Here is a 14,662-nt window from a genome sequence, read left to right on the forward strand (position 1 = left end):
TTACGTCGTGGTACGTCAAGACGATGTAGTAGATTCGCCGGCTGTGGAATCGTTGCCGGTCAGCGCGTCGCGGCGCCACGCCGGCGGTGCGGAGAGCGCCCGTGGCCTGCTGCTGACCGTGCTCGGCGAGTTCGTGCTCCCGACCGGCGGCGGCGCGCTGACCTCGGCGTTCATCGACGTGCTCGGCCGGCTCGGCGTCGAGGAGAAGGCGACCCGGCAGGCGCTGACCCGCACGGCCGCCGACGGCCTGCTCTCCTCGGCGCGGGCGGGCCGGCGCACGCAGTGGCGACTGACACCGACGGCGGAGCGGTTCCTGACCGAAGGCGCGGAACGCATCTACGGCTTCGAGGCGGGGCAGCGGCGGTGGGACGGGCAGTGGCTGATCGTGCTCGCCCGCGTGCCGGAGACCGCACGGGCGGCGCGGCACCTGTTGCGCACCCGGCTGACGTGGGCCGGCTTCGGCACGCCGGCGCCCGGGGTGTGGATCAGCACCCACGCCGACCGGGCCGCCGAGGCCGCTTCGGTGCTGGCGTCCGCCGGCGTCGCCGACGGCCAGGTCTTCCTGGCCTCGCACCTGGCGGGCGGGTCACTGGCCGCGATGGTCGGCGCAGCCTGGGACCTGGTTGAGGTCGACACGGCGTACGCCGAGTTCCTCGCCGAGTTCGCCGGGGCCGCGGCCGGCGACCCGCTGGCGCGCACCGTCCAGTTGGTGCACTCGTGGCGGCGCTTCCCGCGGATCGACCCGGCCCTGCCACCCGCACTGCTGCCCGCGGGGTGGCACGGGAAGGCGGCCGCGGACCTGTTCCGCCGCCGCCGCGACGCCTGGCACACGGCGGCGCGGGAGGAATGGCAGCGGTTGCGCTGAGTTCGCTACGGTCGCTTGATGGTGACGGCGCTGTGCGTACCGCAATGGCAGGGTTCGAGCGCTCCCGGCGCGCGCCGCCTGGCGGCCGGCGCGCACCGGACGGCATCGTTGGTGCCGGCGGACACGGTGGTGACGGTCCCGGTGCGCGCTGACGCCGGCAGCTTCGACCAGGGCGTGAAAGCGCTCGACGTGCTGGTCGACAACCTGGGCCTGGTGGCGGCGGCACTGGCCGACATCACCGGCCCGGTCCTGGTCGCGGGCGGTGAGTGCGGCGTCGACCTGGCCCCGATCGCCGCGGCCCGCGCCCGCCACGGCGACGACCTCACGGTGCTGTGGTTCGACGCGCACCCGGACCTCTACACACCCCGGACACTGCCGTCGGGCTCGTTCCACGGCATGGTGTTGCGCACGCTCCTCGGCGACGGCCCGGCGCCGCTGCTCCCGACCGACCCGCTGCGCCCGGCACAGGTGATCCTGGCGGGGGTCCGGGCCGGGGACCGGACGGAGCACGACTACCTGCAACGTTCGGGCCTCCGCGCCCACGGGGTCGCGGACCTGGAGCGGGCGGTCGAGGGCTTGTCGGGCCCGGTCTACGTCCACGTGGACCTGGACGTCCTGGACCCGTTGTCGTTCGGGTCGATCGGCTACCCGGAGCCCGACGGCGTCACCCCGGACCGCCTGGTGTCGGTGCTGTCGGGCATCGACAACGTCATCGGGGCGGCCATCACCGAACACGCCCCACCCGACGACACCATCGACGAGATGGAGGCCGACGTCATCCGTCGACTAGGCGTCGCCCTTCGCTTCTGAGACGCCTGGGCACGGGCAAACGTCACCAACGGGTGAGCCGCCGGCTGGCCGGGTTGCTCGACGAGACGGCCGAGCCGGCCGGCCCTCGACATCGCCGTGGACCGACTTATCTAGCCGCGGCGTTCGGCCGGGCCAGGCTCATTCTTCCCAGACGTCGACCAGTGGGAGGCCGCGGGCCGTGCGGGCCGTGTCGACCATGCGTTGGATCAGGGCCGTCTTCGCCCGGGTGTACGCCTCTCCGTCACCGCCCCCGGCCGCCAGGTCCTGCTTCAGGCGGCCGTACGCCTCCCGGTCCGCCGCGTTCCCGCGCAGGTGGTCCCGCAGGATCCGCTGGTTGCGGGTCTCCCACGAGGTCGCGCTGACGATGTGCAGGTGGTAGGCGACCGGCTCGCCCTCGCGGCGGTAGAACAGGCGCTCCGGCATCGTCGGCTCCGAGCGGACGAAGCCGATCGTGGCCAGCGAGGCGGAGGAGACAGCCACCGCGGCGACCGACGGTGCCGCCGCCATCAGGTCGATGACCGGCTTCGCCGCCAGGCCCGGGACCGCCGTGCTGCCGATGTGCTCGATCGCGACGATCAGGTCGCCCAGAGCGCTCGAGACCGACGTGATCGCGCGCTCCGCGTGCGAGGGCCAGGCGGGGTCGTACGGGAGCACGATCATCGTTGCGCCCGCCACTCCTCGGCCAGCATCGCGAAGTCGAGTTCCGTGCTCCACTCGCCCTTGAACCACTCGTTCTGCACCAGCCGGGCCTCCGCGCGCATGCCCAGGCGGCGCAGGACCTTGGCCGACGGCTCGTTGCGCTCGTCGATCCGGCCGACGTTGCGGTGCAGGCCCAGATCCTCGAAGCCGAGCTTCAGCAGGGCCCGGGCCGCTTCCGTCGCGTACCCGTTGCCCTCGAAAGCGGGGTTGACCACGTAGCCGATCTCGCCGCCGCGGTGGGTGCGGCTGTGGAAGAACAGCACCACGTCGCCGACCAGCTCGCCCGTGGCGGCCAGCTCGATGCCGAGGGTCAGCGCCTGGCCCTCGTCGGTCAGCGACGTCACGGACCACATGCCCGCCAGCCGTTCCGTGATCACGGCCTTGTCCATCGGCGCGAACGGGACATAGCGGCACACGTCCGGGAGGCTCCGGTAGGCCAGGAGCGCATCGGTGTCGGCGTCGGTCAGCGGGCGCAGGAGCAGCCGCTCGGTCCGGACCGGGTAGGTCGGGTGCAGCGTGAGGTCGTCAGGCACGACGCCCATCGTGCCAACCGCGAGCCGGGCTCGCACAACCGATTATCGTCGCGAGCCCGACGAGGCACCCCCGACGGTCGTCCCCGCCACCGGCGCCGGTCCCGGAGACCAGCTCAGGCCAGCGACCACTTCCGCAGCTCGCGCCGGGCCAGCGACGCGCGGTGCACCTCGTCGGGGCCGTCCGCCAGGCGCAGCGTGCGGGCCGACGTCCAGAGCGCCGCGAGGGGCGTGTCCTGGCTGACACCGGCCGCGCCGTGCGCCTGGATCGCCTTGTCGATCACCCACTCCGCCATCGAGGGCGTTGCGATCTTGATCGCCTGGATCTCGGTGTGCGCGCCCTTGTTGCCGACCGTGTCCATCAGCCACGCGGTCTTCAGCACCAGCAGGCGGGCCTGTTCGATCCGCACCCGCGACTCCGCGATCCAGTCGCGCACCACGCCCTGCTCGGCCAGTGGCTTGCCGAACGCCTCGCGCGACGCCACGCGGGCGCACAGCAGCTCCAGCGCCCGTTCCGCCATGCCGATCAGGCGCATGCAGTGGTGGATCCGGCCGGGGCCGAGCCGGGCCTGTGCGATGCCGAAGCCGTCACCCTCGGCCGCGATCAGGTTCGACGCGGGTACGCGTACCCCCTCGAAGCTGATCTCCGCATGCCCGCCGTGCGTGCCGTCGGTGAAGCCGAACACGGTCATGCCGCGGAGCACGGTCACGCCCGGGGTGTCCCGGGGCACGAGGATCATGCTCTGCTGCTTGTGCCGCTCGGCCGCCGGGTCGGTCTTGCCCATCACGATGAAGATCTCGCAGCGGGGGTCCATCGCGCCCGACGACCACCACTTGCGGCCGTCGATCACATAGGAGTCGCCGTCGCGCCGGATCGTGGTCGCGATGTTGGTCGCGTCGGAGGAGGCCACCTCGGGCTCGGTCATGCAGAACGCCGAGCGGATCGTGCCCTCGAGCAGCGGGGTGAGCCAGCGCGCCTGCTGCTCCGCGGAGCCGAACTCGGCCAGCAGCTCCATGTTGCCGGTGTCCGGCGCGGCGCAGTTGAGCGCCTCCGGCGCCAGGTGCGGGCTGCGGCCCAGCAGCTCGGCCAGCGGCGCGTACTGGAGGTTGGTCAGGCCCGCGCCGCGCGAACCCGGCAGGAACAGGTTCCACAGCCCGCGCCGGCGGGCCTCGGCCTTGAGCTCGTCGACCACCGGCGGCCGGGTCCACGGGTTGTCCGCCTGCTCGACCTGGGCCGCGAAGATCGGCTCGGCCGGGTAGACGTGGTCGGTCAGGAAGTCGTTGACCGCCTCGTGCAGCTCGCCGGTGCGTTGGTCGAACCCGAAGTCCATCAGCCCTCCACGGATGCGAGTGCGGCGAGCCCGTGGGCGGTGAGCGGAGCGGCCATCTCGGCGAACCGCTCGAAGCCCGCGCCAACGGTCTGGCCGAGTGTGTACCGGTAGTAGATGCCCTCCGAGATCACGGCGAGCTTGAAACAGCCGAGTGCCACGTGCCAGTCGAGCGGGCCGACGTCGACGCCGCCGGCCGCCACGTATCGCTCGATGAGCCGCGAACCGTCCGGGAAGCCGGCGCGCGGGCCGAGCCCGGTGGAGACGACGCCCGCGGCACCGGCCGCGGCGGGACCCCCGAGCACGTCCCAGTAGGTCAGCAGCAGGCCCAGGTCGGCGAGCGGGTCACCGAGCGTGGCCATCTCCCAGTCGAGCACCGCACGGATCTCGCCGCCGTCGGGAGCGACGATCAGGTTGTCGAGCCGGTAGTCGCCGTGCACGATCGCGCCCGGGCCGGTCGGTGCCGGGATGGTCGCCGCGAGCCGGTCGCGCAGGGCGTCGACCTCGGGCAGCGGGCGGCTGCGGGACTTGTCGAGCTGGCCGCTCCACCGCTTGACCTGGCGGGCCAGGAAGCCGTCGGGCCGGCCGAAGTCGCCCAGCCCCACCTCGTCGGGCTTCACCGAGTGCAGTGCCGCGAGAGTGTCCATCATGGTGTACGCGAGCTCGCGCCGCCGGTCCGCGCCCAGCGGGTCGGTCTGCTCCACGCTGCGGAACACCGTGCCCTCGACGCGGCGCATGAGATAGAACGGCGCGCCGATGACCGTGTCGTCCGGACAGAACCGAACGGCCTGCGGCACCGGCACCGGCGTCTCCGCCAGCGCCGAGATCACCCGGAACTCGCGGCCCATGTCGTGTGCGGTGGCCAGCACGTGGCCGAGCGGCGGCCGGCGCAGCACGAGGTCGTCGCCGCCGGCGATCAGGTGGTAGGTCAGGTTGGACCGCCCGCCGGGGATCAGCGTGGCGGACACCGGGGTGCCCAGGTAGCCGGACAGACTACGCAGATCGAGCCCAGCCGGCCCCTCCTCGGTCATCTGAACAGTTGAGGGCACGCGGTTCATGGTGTCAAGCCGAGGTTGTAGCTGGCGAGACACGGCGCGGCAACAGGGACGAAATGGTCAACCGGCAGGGTGGACGTAACGCGAGCGAGGGAGACGGGATGTTGTTGCGGGTACGGGTGACCCTGCCAGACCGCCCCGGGGCGCTCGGTCAGGTGGCGCGCACGCTCGGCGTCGCCGGTGCCGACATCGTCCAGGTGGTCGTGCTGGAACGGCTGGGTGGCCGGGCCGTCGACGACTTCACCGTCGTGTGGCCGGGCAGCACCCGGCTCGACCGCTTGCAGGCGGGGCTCGGTGCGATCCCGGGCGTGCACATCGACGGGATCTGGCGGGCGATCGGCGCGCCCACCAGCAGCGGTCACGACGCCGAGCTGCTCGCACAGCTCGCCGCCAACCCGGCCGACGGCCTGGCCACGCTGGCCGACGCCGTGCCGGGGTTGCTCGCCGCGGACTGGGCGGCCGCCGCGGTGGTGCCGGCCGACTGGGCGGCCCGGTCCGGTTCGGCCTCGGGTGCGGCTCCGGCGGTCGTCTGCGCGAGCTGGCGGGCGCCGGAGCCACCGCGGCTGCCGGAGGTCACGCCGCTGCGGGCGCGACCGTTCGACGGGCTCGACGGCATCCGGTACGCCGTGGCGCCGTTCGGCCGGGCGGGCCTGGTGCTGGTGGCGGCCCGCACCGACGGCGACGAGCTGCCCGCCGCCTCGTTCCACGTCAGCGAGGTCGACCGGATGGCCCAGCTGGTCCGCGCCGCCGCGGTGATCCTCGGTGACCGGCTCGACCTGGTGAGCGCGCCGCCGGTGGCGGCCGCGTAAGGGGGATCGGCATGACACTCTGGCGGATCCGCGCGACGGTCGACGACCGTCCGGGCTTCCTCTCCGTGCTGACCGCGAGCCTGGCGCTCAAGGCGGTCAACATCCTCGCCGTGCAGGTGCACACCACCGAAGCGGGCGCGGTCGACGACTTCCTCGTCGACGCACCGCACACGATGACCGAGGCCGACCTGCGGGCGGCCGTCGAACGCGGTCGCGGCCGCGACGCCTGGATCGCCCCGGCCGAGGCGCAGGGCCTGGCCGACCAGCCGACCCGGGCGCTGAGCCTGGCCGGCCGGCTGGTCCGCGACCCGGACGCGCTCGGCGACGCGCTGCGGTCGCTGCTCGACGCCGACTCGGTCAGCTGGCGGCCGGCCGGCCCGAGCCGGCCCGACCTGCGCGCGCACGGGATGGCGCTGCCCGACCCGACGGGCGGCCGCTACGACGTGCAACGGTCGGCACCCGACTTCACCCCGGCCGAGTACGCGCGGGCACAGGCGCTGGTCGAGATCGCCGCGGCGGCGGCGCAGCGCGCGGCCGACACCGCCACGCTGCTGCTGCCGGACGGCGTGGAGCTGGCGCTGCGCCCGGCGACGCCCGACGACCTGCCGGCCCTCGTGGCCATGCACGAGCGCTGCTCGCCGGCGACCCGCCGGCGCCGGTACCTGACGACGGACGGCATGCCGGGCCAGGCACTGCTGCGGCGGCTGCTCGATCCGGCGCGGGCGCAGACGCTGCTCGCCGTGGTGCCCGGCGTCACGTCCGTGGATACCGTCGTCGCGATGGCCAACCTGGTCGTGGAAGGCTCGTGCGCGGAGCTGTCGGTGGTCGTCGAGGACGGCTGGCAGCGCCGGGGCGTCGGCACGGCACTGGTGCGGCGCGCGTTCGCCCGGGCCGAGCGGCTCGGCTGCGCGGCGGTGCTGGCCCACACGGCCGCCGACAACCCCGGCATGGAACGCACGCTGCGGCGCCTGGGACACGGGGCGCCGGCCCAGCGCGACGGCGTGGTCGCGAGCGTGGCGGTGCCACTGCGGAACGCACCGTCGCGGACATGACGGTCAGGACTTCGGCGTCAGGCTGACGCCGAGCAAGCTCCGACGGGCCGATCCTGATGCGGGACCGGGCCGGAGGGGGTAGGGGATGGGTCCGGGTCCCTTCCCGTGGGACGGCGGGAAGGGGCCCTTCCTCGCGGGCGCGATGCCGGTTCGGCGTCGCGCCCGCGAGGTGTTTCCACAGGCATTGATAAGGGGGCGGATGCGCCCACATCCGCCCCCTCGTGTCCTCCGCTGCGCGTAGTCGCGCGCGGCTCCACGGACAGCAGCGAGTTTAGTGGCCAATTACCTATTCGCGGCCCCTCCGAAAGGCTAAAAGCGCTGGTACCAGCGTGTGATGGCGCTCGGCGCACCGGCCGGAACGATCACCACCTCGGCGGTTGTGAGACACGCGGTGCCGGTGGGAAAAGCGTGTCGCTCGACCGGTTCGGCGGAGATAGCCTTCCAAAGATGACCACCTTGACCGGTGAGTACGTGCTTCTCCGTCCGGCGAACGACGCCGACATAGCGCCGCTCGCCGTTATCCGGTCCGCGCCCGAGGTCACCCTGTGGTGGGGGCCCGAGGACGACTATCCGGCCGCGGTGGCCGAGGACCTCGACCGCACCTACGTGGTCGAGGTCGACGGGCGGATGGTCGGCGCCGTGCAGACCTACGAGGAAGAGGACCCCATGTACCGGCACGCGGGCATGGACATCTACCTCGAACCCACCGTCCAGGGCAAGGGCATCGGGACCGACGCCGTACGCACGATGGCCCGGCACCTCATCCGCACCGTCGGCCACCACCGCCTGGTGATCGACCCCGCCGCGGCCAACGCGGCGGCGATCCGGGCGTACGAGAAGGTGGGTTTCCGAAGGGTCGGCGTGCTGCGGCGCTACGAGCGTGGCCCCGACGGCACCTTCCACGACGGGCTGCTTCTCGACCTCCTCGCGGAGGATCTCGACGGTTGACCCGCGTGCGCGGTTTTGACCGGGCATCGCCCCTTGTGGTGGAGTGCGCGGCGTGAGCGACGCGTGGACCGGCCCCGTTCTGGTCACCGGCACCGACAGCGGGGTCGGCAAGACCATCCTGGTCGCGGCCGTGGCCGTGGCGGCCCAGTCGGCCGGGCTGCGGGTTTCCGTCGTCAAGCCCGCACAGACCGGGCTGCCCGACGGAGCGCTGTCCGACGTGGACAGAGTCCGCGCGCTGGCCGCGCCCGCCGCCGCCCGCACCATCGCGACCTACCCGGAGCCGCTCTCGCCGCTGGCCGCGGCGCGGGTCGCCCAGCAGGAGCCGCTCGAGCTCTACACGGTCGTCGACGCCGTGCGGGAGCAGGCGGACCAGCACGACGTGGTGCTCGTCGACGGCGACGGCGGCCTGCTCGTGCCGATGGGCCTGCGCCCCTCGGGCGAGCCGTGGACGGTCGCGGACCTGGCGGTCTCGCTGGGCGCACCGGCCGTGGTGGTGGCCCGCGCCGGGTTCGGCACGCTCAACCACATCGCGCTGACGCTGGAGGCGCTGTCCCGCCGGGCGGTGCCGGCCGGGGTGGTGCTCGGCGCCTGGCCCGCGGAGCCGGAGCTGGCGCACTGGTCCAACCTGACCGATCTCGTGGACGACCTCGTCGGCGTGCTGCCCGACGGAGCGGGCGCGATGGAACCCGGCGTGTTCGGCCGCTCCGCGCCCGGCTGGCTCACCCCGACCCTGCACGGGGTGCTCGACGACTGGCGCGCCTGGGCGGAGAACATCGACTGATGACCGACCTCGCCGACGCGTTCGTCCGGCTGCACGCCCGCCTGACGCCCGTACCGCTGATCCCGGAGATCCTCCTGCACCAGGCCGACGAGCCGATCGGGCTCTGGGAGCTGACCGAGGGCCAGTTCCGCAGCGAGCAGCCACCGCCGTTCTGGGCGTTCGCCTGGGCCGGCGGCCAGGGTCTGGCCCGGTACGTGCTGGACCACCCCGAGGTGGTCGCCGGCCGCCGGGTGCTCGACGTGGCGTGCGGCTCGGGCCTGGTCGGCATCGCCGCGGCCAAGGCCGGCGCGGCCTCCGTGCGCGCGGTCGACATCGACCCGCTGGCGATCGCCGCGGTCGGTGTCAACGCGGCCGCGAACGGGGTCAGCGTCGCGGCCGAGGAGGCCGACATCCTGGACGGCCCGGCCGGCGCCGACGTCGTCCTGGCCGGCGACGTCTACTACAGCCAGTCGTTCGCGACCCGCATGTTCAACTTCCTCCGCCGGGCGCGCAAGGCCGGCGCCGACGCGTACGCGGGCGATCCGGGCCGGGCCTTCCGCCCGGGCGCGGTCGGCACCGAGGTCGCCTCCTACGAGGTGCCCACGACGATGGCGCTCGAGAGCGTCACCCGCAAGCACACGTCGGTCTTCCGGCTGGCTTAGCCCCGCGCCGAACCCGGCCGGATCAGGCGGATGCCGTTGACCGGGGCGCGGACCATCGACATCAGCGCCGCCGGGGCCTCGTCGAGGGTGAGGTGGTCGGTGACCAGCTCGTCGGGGCGCAGCGTGCCGGCCTCGATCAGGCGGAGCATCTCCGGGAACGCGTGTGCCGGCATGCCGTGGCTGCCGAGCAGTTCCAGCTCGTACGCGATGACCCGGTCCATCGGCAGCGCCGGCCGTCCCGTCACCGCGGGCAGCAGCCCGACCTGGACATGGCGACCCCGGCGGCGCAGGCACTCGATCGAGGTGACGCAGGTGACGGAGGAGCCGAGCGCGTCGAGGGACAGGTGGGCGCCGCCGCCCGTGCGGTCGCGGATCGCCGCCGCGACGTCGGTCGGGCCGCCGGGGACCGCGGAGGCGTCGAGGACCTCGGCGGCGCCCGCGCGCCGGGCCAGCTCCAGGGCCCGCGGTGAGATGTCCACGGCCAGGACCCGGGCGCCGGCGGCCGCGGCGACCATCACCGCGGACAGGCCCACGCCGCCGCAGCCGTGCACGGCCACCCACTCGCCGGGAGCGACCCGGCCCTGGTGGACGACCGCGCGGAACGCCGTGCCGAACCGGCAGCCGAGGCTGACCGCCGCCGCGTCGCTGACCGTCTCCGGCAGGCGCACGAGGTTGACGTCGGCGTGCTCGATGGCGACCAGCTCGGCGAACGAGCCCCACCGGCTGAAGCCCGGCTGGCTCTGGTTCTCGCAGACCTGCTGGTCGCCGGCCAGGCAGCTCGGGCAGCTACCGCAGGCGCAGATGAACGGGACCGTGATCCGGTCGCCGGGCCGCCAGCGGGTGACGCCGGAGCCGATCTCGGTGATCACGCCCGCGAACTCGTGGCCGGGCACGTGCGGCGGCACGATGTCCGGGTCGTGGCCGCGCCAGCCGTGCCAGTCGCTGCGGCACAGCCCGGTCACGGACACCCGCACCACCGCGCCGCCCGGTGGCGGTGTCGGGTCGGGCAGGTCGCTGACCTGCGGAGGGGAGCCGAAGGCCTCGTAGAAGACGGCACGCACGGCGTCAGGCTACGCCGTGCGCGAGCGGTCCTCAGCTATGGCGTCGCCCGGCGCCGCGCCAGCCCGGGTCACGGCCGAACGCCGCGATCAACCGGTCCTGCGCGCTCGCGCCGGCCGGCACGTCGACGGCCGCCGCGATCGCACCGCCGGCCCGGTAGCCGGCCTCGTTCGCCGGGAACCACCGCGCCACCTCGCCCACCAGGTCCGCGTCGAGGTCACGGTCCGCGCCGGTCGCGACGGCCAGGTCCCAGCCGTGTACGACGTGGTCCGCGAGCAGCTGCCGGACGTACTCCTCCGCCGGCGTCATCCCGAACGACAGCTCCACCGTCCGGTCCAGCGCGCCCGGTGCGCTGACGGCCGCCACCGACTCGGCCGCGGCGTCCCGGGCCGCGGTGGCCGGGTCGGCGCCGAGCAGGTCGCCCTCGAACCGGTCGCCGACCGAGCCCAGGCTCGCCCCGTTGATCAGCGGAACCGACCAGCGGTCCTCGTAGACCAGGTGGTTGACCAGGTCGCGCACGGACCACTCGGTGCACGGCGTCGGGTCGGTCCACTGGTCGGCGCGGATCCGGGCGACCTGGTCGCCGAACCCCCCGAGCGCGCGGCGGTAGGCGGCGATGAGCTCCATGCGCCCGATTCTGCTCCGATGGTGCGGTGTGTCGGCGGCGATCGCCTCAATCGGGTGACGGCCGCAGCGCACCCCGGGCGGCGAAGGCGAGCACGGCGCCCAGCGCGACCGCGCCGACCGCGCAGGCGCCGGCCACGGTCAGCCCGTGCGGGGTGCCGAGCACCGACGCGAGCGCGGTGCCGGCCAGCGCCGACCCGGCCGCGAAGCCCAGGTAGACCGACGTGTTCGCCCAGGTGAACGCCTCGGCCCGGGACTCGTCCGGCACCAGCTGCGCGACCAGCGTGAACTCCAGCGTCGTGGTCGGCGCGATGAACAGGCCCGCGAAGAGCAGCAGCACGGCCAGCGACCAGAGGTTCTGCTGAAGCAGGATCACGCCGAAGCCGGCGACGTTGCCGAGCATCAGGATCCCGTACTGGCGCCACGCCGGGGTGCGGAACGTCCGGCCGGCGTACCAGAGCCCGCCGGCGATCGAGCCGACGCTCCACACCGCGATCAGCAGGCCGGCCTGGTCGGCGTGGCCCTCGACGGCCGCGTGCGCGGGGATGGCCACCTCCATGAGGCCGTACGCGACGGAGGCCAGCCCCGCGACCCCGAGCACGACGAGCATCCCGGCGGACCGGACGGGGCTCACCCGGCGGCGGGCCGGCGGGGGAGCGGGCCAGCCCCGGCGGACCGGGTGGGCGGTGGCCAGGCCGATCGAGCCCACGGCGGTCACGGCGGCCGCCACGAGCGTCGCCACGTACGCGTCGGCGACCGCGGTGATCAGCCCGACCACCGCCGGCCCGACCACGTAGGTCAGCTCGACGGCGATCGCGTCCAGCGCGTACGCCGTGCGCACCTGTTCGGGATCGGTGGTGATGCGGGGCAGCACCGCCCGGGTGACGGGGTCGATCGGCGGGTTGACCGCGCCGGCCAACCCGGCGAGCACGATCGCGAGCCAGGCCGGCGCGCCGGCCCGCAGCGCCAGCACCAGGCCGACGAGCAGCGCCGCCTGGGCCAGCCCGCACCAGACGAGCACGCCGACCGCCCGGCCGCGGTCGGCCAGCCGGCCGAGCAGCGGGCCGACCAGCGCGGTCAGCAGCGAGTTGGCCGCCGTGGCGAGCCCGGCGGCGCCGTACGAGCCGGTGCCTTCCGCGACGACCAGCACGAACAGCAGCGTCAGCATGCCGATCGGCAGGCGGCCGACCAGGGACGGCACGGCGATCCGAACGACGCCCGGGGTGCGCAGCAGGTCGCGGTAGCGACGCAGGCCGTCCCGCAACGTCAGCCGGCGAGGTTGCGCAGCTGGAGCAGCTCGTCGACCGCGTTGTCGAGCAGGTCGCCGGGGTGGTCACGGAGGATCCGAGGGGTGGCGAGCAGGGTGTCGTGCCGGCCGGGCGGGCCGGCGAGGATCGGCCAGAGCCCGACGTTGGCGCAGTTCTCCACGGCCTCCGCCGCCCAGCCGGGCGGGTCCACCATGGACACGAAGCCGCCGCCCTCGACGGAGAGGATCAGGTGGCTGGCCACCAGCGCGGTGGTCAGCGCGACCTCGTCGCCGTGCGCGCCGGCCCGGGTGCGGTTCTCGACCCAGACCCGCAGCCGCAACGCCGGGCGGGGTGCCGGCACGGGCGCGGCGCTCACGTTGAGCATCGCGCACAGCGGCCGGCGGTGGCGGACCACCTGGCCGACCAGGGCGCCGCGGGTGTCGTGCAGCTCGGAGCGGTCGAAGCCACCGGGTACGCGCACCGTCAGCCGGGCACCGGCGGCCCGCAGGGTCCCGTCGTCGATCTCGACGAGCCGCTCGTGCTCCACCGGCTCGTCGCAGGAGACGACCGCGGTGCCGTCGACGTCGAGCGAGCCGACCGGCTTGAACCGGCCGTAGTCCGGCAGCCAGCGGTACACGCCGCGGCGCTGGACCTGCAGGAACCGCAGCAGCACCCGGAGCCGGACGGGACCACCGGCCTCGACCAGGCACTCGGTCTGTGCCACGGCCGACAGCGACTCGTCGGCGGCGGCGAGGTCGGCCGGCATCAGCAGGCCGAACTGCCATCGGCTCGGGTCCCGGTGGCCGGCCGCCCGGTAGGGCCGCAGCACGGGGCCCGCGCAGAGGACGGTGTCGGCGATGGTCCGCGCCGCGTCGATGTCCATGTGCGCTGCTGCACCTCGACTTCTGTGGTGATCAGGGATCCGGCGGGAATCCCACGGGGCAGCGCGTGGTAAGGGGTTGTTTGGGCAAAAGCGATCATGTCGGCTGTTTCGGCCAGCATAGGCCGGGCGCGGCCGGTCGCTCAAGAGCCGTCCACAGTGTCGTCCGGACGGCCGTTCACCCGCACGGATGACCAGCGCGGTCACCGCTTGCGGCACTCCCCGATGCCGCGAAAACTAGGCGCGTTCCGTAGTGGGAAGGCGGCGATCGTCGTGAGCGCGCCGGACGACCTGTCGAGTGACCGCACCGCCGAGCGGGCGTGGATCTGCGCCCGGAGGATCCGCGAGCGGCGGCGGCAGCTCGACCTGACGCAGTCCGACCTCGCCAACCTGCTGGCCAGGCGGGGTTTGCCGTTGACGAACCGCACGGTGAGCGCGATGGAGAACGGCCGCCGGCTCGACCTGGGCAAGCTGCCCGACCTGGCGGACGCCTTGACCTGCTCGGTCACTTACCTGCTGGGGCTGACCCGCGACCCGACCCGCTGGGACCCGGACTAGAACACCACCACCTGCCGGGTGGTCGCCGCGGTCGCGAGGGCGTCGAAGCCCTCGTTGATCTCGTCGAGGCCCAGCCTGGGCCCGAGCAGCAGGTCGGCCGGGAGCAGCCCGGCCCGGTACATCGCGACGTAGCGGGGGATGTCCCGGCGCGGCACGGCGCCGCCCAGGTAGGAACCCCGCAGCGTGCGCTCCTCGGCGACCAGCGAGACCGCCGGGATCGTGAGCCGCTGTCGGGGATCCGGCAGTCCGACCGTGACCGTGGTGCCACCGCGCCGGGTCGCGGCGTACGCCGTGGCGAGCACGTCGGCGTTGCCCACCGCCTCGATCGCCACGTCGGCCCCGCCGCCCGTGAGGTCCCGGACGGCTTCGACGATGTCGGTGCCGCCGCCACCGAGCGTGTGCGTGGCGCCGGCCGCCCGGGCGATCGCGTGCTTGCCGGCCACCGGGTCGACCGCGACGACCGGGTGGCAGCCGGCGGCCCGGGCGCCCATCACGGCGGCGAGGCCGACGCCGCCGAGGCCGAACACCACGGCCGCGGTGCCGGGCTGGGCCCGCGCGGTGTTGACGACCGCGCCGACGCCGGTGAGCAGCGCGCAGCCGAACAGCGCCGCCCGGTCCATCGGCAGGGCGGGGTCGACCGGCACGAGCGACTCGGCGGCCGCGACCGTGTACTCGCTGAACGCGGAGACGCCGAGGTGCTGGTGCAGCGCGCCGCCGGCGCGCCGGAACGGCCGGCCGCCGCGCAGCAGCGTGCCCGCGGTGTTGGCCGCGGCACC

Annotated in this window: 17 protein-coding genes; 8 read left to right on the forward strand and 9 right to left on the reverse strand. The window is 74.2% G+C overall.

Annotated elements, in window-relative coordinates:
- The first annotated feature begins 43 nt into the window (after nt 1-43).
- Complete coding sequence (locus tag AB0H87_RS13760) at nt 44-865, forward strand: PaaX family transcriptional regulator C-terminal domain-containing protein (protein ID WP_360143824.1); 822 nt, start codon at nt 44-46, stop codon at nt 863-865.
- An 18-nt stretch (nt 866-883) separates the two neighbouring features.
- Nucleotides 884-1,675 carry an arginase family protein gene (locus AB0H87_RS13765; RefSeq protein ID WP_360143827.1) on the forward strand — a complete coding sequence of 264 codons (792 nt, stop codon included), beginning with the start codon at nt 884-886 and terminating at the stop codon, nt 1,673-1,675.
- Nucleotides 1,676-1,813: 138 nt separating this feature from the next.
- Here the strand turns inward: AB0H87_RS13765 and AB0H87_RS13770 are convergent, their stop codons facing one another.
- From AB0H87_RS13770 to AB0H87_RS13785, 4 genes are all read right to left on the reverse strand, one after another.
- Nucleotides 1,814-2,335 (reverse strand): GrpB family protein, encoded by a 522-nt coding sequence (locus AB0H87_RS13770; RefSeq protein WP_360143830.1) that lies wholly within the window; start codon nt 2,333-2,335, stop codon nt 1,814-1,816.
- Nucleotides 2,332-2,916: a GNAT family protein gene (locus tag AB0H87_RS13775; RefSeq protein WP_360143833.1), complete on the reverse strand. Its 585-nt coding sequence runs from the start codon at nt 2,914-2,916 to the stop codon at nt 2,332-2,334. Before AB0H87_RS13775 ends, AB0H87_RS13770 begins: the two co-directional genes overlap by 4 nt.
- 104 nt (nt 2,917-3,020) lie before the next feature.
- Complete coding sequence (locus AB0H87_RS13780; protein WP_360143836.1) at nt 3,021-4,235, reverse strand: acyl-CoA dehydrogenase family protein; 1,215 nt, start codon at nt 4,233-4,235, stop codon at nt 3,021-3,023.
- Nucleotides 4,235-5,263, reverse strand: a complete 1,029-nt coding sequence (locus AB0H87_RS13785; RefSeq protein ID WP_360143839.1) for a phosphotransferase family protein — start codon at nt 5,261-5,263, stop codon at nt 4,235-4,237. The genes AB0H87_RS13780 and AB0H87_RS13785 overlap by 1 nt, the downstream gene beginning before the upstream one ends.
- Nucleotides 5,264-5,388: 125 nt before the next feature.
- Here AB0H87_RS13785 and AB0H87_RS13790 point away from each other — a divergent pair, with 125 nt between their 5' ends.
- The 5 genes from AB0H87_RS13790 (at nt 5,389) to AB0H87_RS13810 (ending at nt 9,518) form a co-directional block, all read left to right on the forward strand.
- The gene (locus tag AB0H87_RS13790; protein WP_360143842.1) at nt 5,389-6,096 is read left to right on the forward strand and encodes an amino acid-binding protein; all 708 of its coding nucleotides are present in this window, start codon (nt 5,389-5,391) and stop codon (nt 6,094-6,096) included.
- A gap of 11 nt (nt 6,097-6,107) precedes the next feature.
- Nucleotides 6,108-7,148: a GNAT family N-acetyltransferase gene (locus tag AB0H87_RS13795; RefSeq protein ID WP_360143845.1), complete on the forward strand. Its 1,041-nt coding sequence runs from the start codon at nt 6,108-6,110 to the stop codon at nt 7,146-7,148.
- A gap of 447 nt (nt 7,149-7,595) precedes the next feature.
- On the forward strand, nt 7,596-8,096 hold the full coding sequence (locus AB0H87_RS13800) for a GNAT family protein (protein WP_360143848.1): 501 nt from the start codon (nt 7,596-7,598) through the stop codon (nt 8,094-8,096).
- Between the two features lie 43 nt (nt 8,097-8,139).
- Nucleotides 8,140-8,877 carry a dethiobiotin synthase gene (bioD, locus tag AB0H87_RS13805; protein WP_360143851.1) on the forward strand — a complete coding sequence of 246 codons (738 nt, stop codon included), beginning with the start codon at nt 8,140-8,142 and terminating at the stop codon, nt 8,875-8,877.
- Complete coding sequence (locus AB0H87_RS13810; protein WP_360143854.1) at nt 8,877-9,518, forward strand: 50S ribosomal protein L11 methyltransferase; 642 nt, start codon at nt 8,877-8,879, stop codon at nt 9,516-9,518. The genes bioD and AB0H87_RS13810 overlap by 1 nt, the downstream gene beginning before the upstream one ends.
- On the opposite strand, the gene AB0H87_RS13815 is transcribed toward AB0H87_RS13810, so the two are convergent.
- The 4 genes from AB0H87_RS13815 to AB0H87_RS13830 are packed head-to-tail and all read right to left on the reverse strand — an operon-like array spanning nt 9,515 to nt 13,331.
- Nucleotides 9,515-10,579: a zinc-dependent alcohol dehydrogenase family protein gene (locus AB0H87_RS13815; protein ID WP_360143857.1), complete on the reverse strand. Its 1,065-nt coding sequence runs from the start codon at nt 10,577-10,579 to the stop codon at nt 9,515-9,517. The genes AB0H87_RS13810 and AB0H87_RS13815 overlap by 4 nt on opposite strands.
- 31 nt (nt 10,580-10,610) lie before the next feature.
- A complete protein-coding gene (locus AB0H87_RS13820) occupies nt 10,611-11,204 on the reverse strand; it encodes a TIGR03086 family metal-binding protein (protein WP_360143860.1) in 594 nt (197 codons plus the stop codon).
- A 46-nt stretch (nt 11,205-11,250) separates the two neighbouring features.
- On the reverse strand, nt 11,251-12,465 hold the full coding sequence (locus AB0H87_RS13825; protein WP_360143863.1) for an MFS transporter: 1,215 nt from the start codon (nt 12,463-12,465) through the stop codon (nt 11,251-11,253).
- A 2-nt stretch (nt 12,466-12,467) separates the two neighbouring features.
- Nucleotides 12,468-13,331 carry a hypothetical protein gene (locus AB0H87_RS13830; RefSeq protein WP_360143866.1) on the reverse strand — a complete coding sequence of 288 codons (864 nt, stop codon included), beginning with the start codon at nt 13,329-13,331 and terminating at the stop codon, nt 12,468-12,470.
- A gap of 270 nt (nt 13,332-13,601) precedes the next feature.
- Here AB0H87_RS13830 and AB0H87_RS13835 point away from each other — a divergent pair, with 270 nt between their 5' ends.
- A complete protein-coding gene (locus AB0H87_RS13835) occupies nt 13,602-13,886 on the forward strand; it encodes a helix-turn-helix transcriptional regulator (protein ID WP_360143869.1) in 285 nt (94 codons plus the stop codon).
- Here AB0H87_RS13835 and AB0H87_RS13840 read toward each other — a convergent pair.
- On the reverse strand, nt 13,883-14,662 hold a 780-nt coding region (locus AB0H87_RS13840; protein WP_360143872.1), incomplete at its 5' end, for a zinc-binding dehydrogenase. The two genes, AB0H87_RS13835 and AB0H87_RS13840, sit on opposite strands and share 4 nt — an antisense overlap.

It is taken from the genome of Asanoa sp. NPDC050611 (assembly GCF_040654855.1).
Lineage (GTDB): Bacteria > Actinomycetota > Actinomycetes > Mycobacteriales > Micromonosporaceae > Asanoa.

Excerpts from the sequence above, each read along its gene's own strand:
- AB0H87_RS13765 (WP_360143827.1), top strand. The coding sequence starts at position 884 with ATGGTGACGGCGCTGTGCGTACCGCAATGGCAGGGTTCGAGCGCTCCC.
- AB0H87_RS13770 (WP_360143830.1), bottom strand. The coding sequence starts at position 2,335 with ATGATCGTGCTCCCGTACGACCCCGCCTGGCCCTCGCACGCGGAGCGC.
- AB0H87_RS13775 (WP_360143833.1), bottom strand. The coding sequence starts at position 2,916 with ATGGGCGTCGTGCCTGACGACCTCACGCTGCACCCGACCTACCCGGTC.
- AB0H87_RS13780 (WP_360143836.1), bottom strand. The coding sequence starts at position 4,235 with ATGGACTTCGGGTTCGACCAACGCACCGGCGAGCTGCACGAGGCGGTC.
- AB0H87_RS13785 (WP_360143839.1), bottom strand. The coding sequence starts at position 5,263 with ATGACCGAGGAGGGGCCGGCTGGGCTCGATCTGCGTAGTCTGTCCGGC.
- AB0H87_RS13790 (WP_360143842.1), top strand. The coding sequence starts at position 5,389 with ATGTTGTTGCGGGTACGGGTGACCCTGCCAGACCGCCCCGGGGCGCTC.
- AB0H87_RS13795 (WP_360143845.1), top strand. The coding sequence starts at position 6,108 with ATGACACTCTGGCGGATCCGCGCGACGGTCGACGACCGTCCGGGCTTC.
- AB0H87_RS13800 (WP_360143848.1), top strand. The coding sequence starts at position 7,596 with ATGACCACCTTGACCGGTGAGTACGTGCTTCTCCGTCCGGCGAACGAC.
- AB0H87_RS13810 (WP_360143854.1), top strand. The coding sequence starts at position 8,877 with ATGACCGACCTCGCCGACGCGTTCGTCCGGCTGCACGCCCGCCTGACG.
- AB0H87_RS13820 (WP_360143860.1), bottom strand. The coding sequence starts at position 11,204 with ATGGAGCTCATCGCCGCCTACCGCCGCGCGCTCGGGGGGTTCGGCGAC.
- AB0H87_RS13830 (WP_360143866.1), bottom strand. The coding sequence starts at position 13,331 with ATGGACATCGACGCGGCGCGGACCATCGCCGACACCGTCCTCTGCGCG.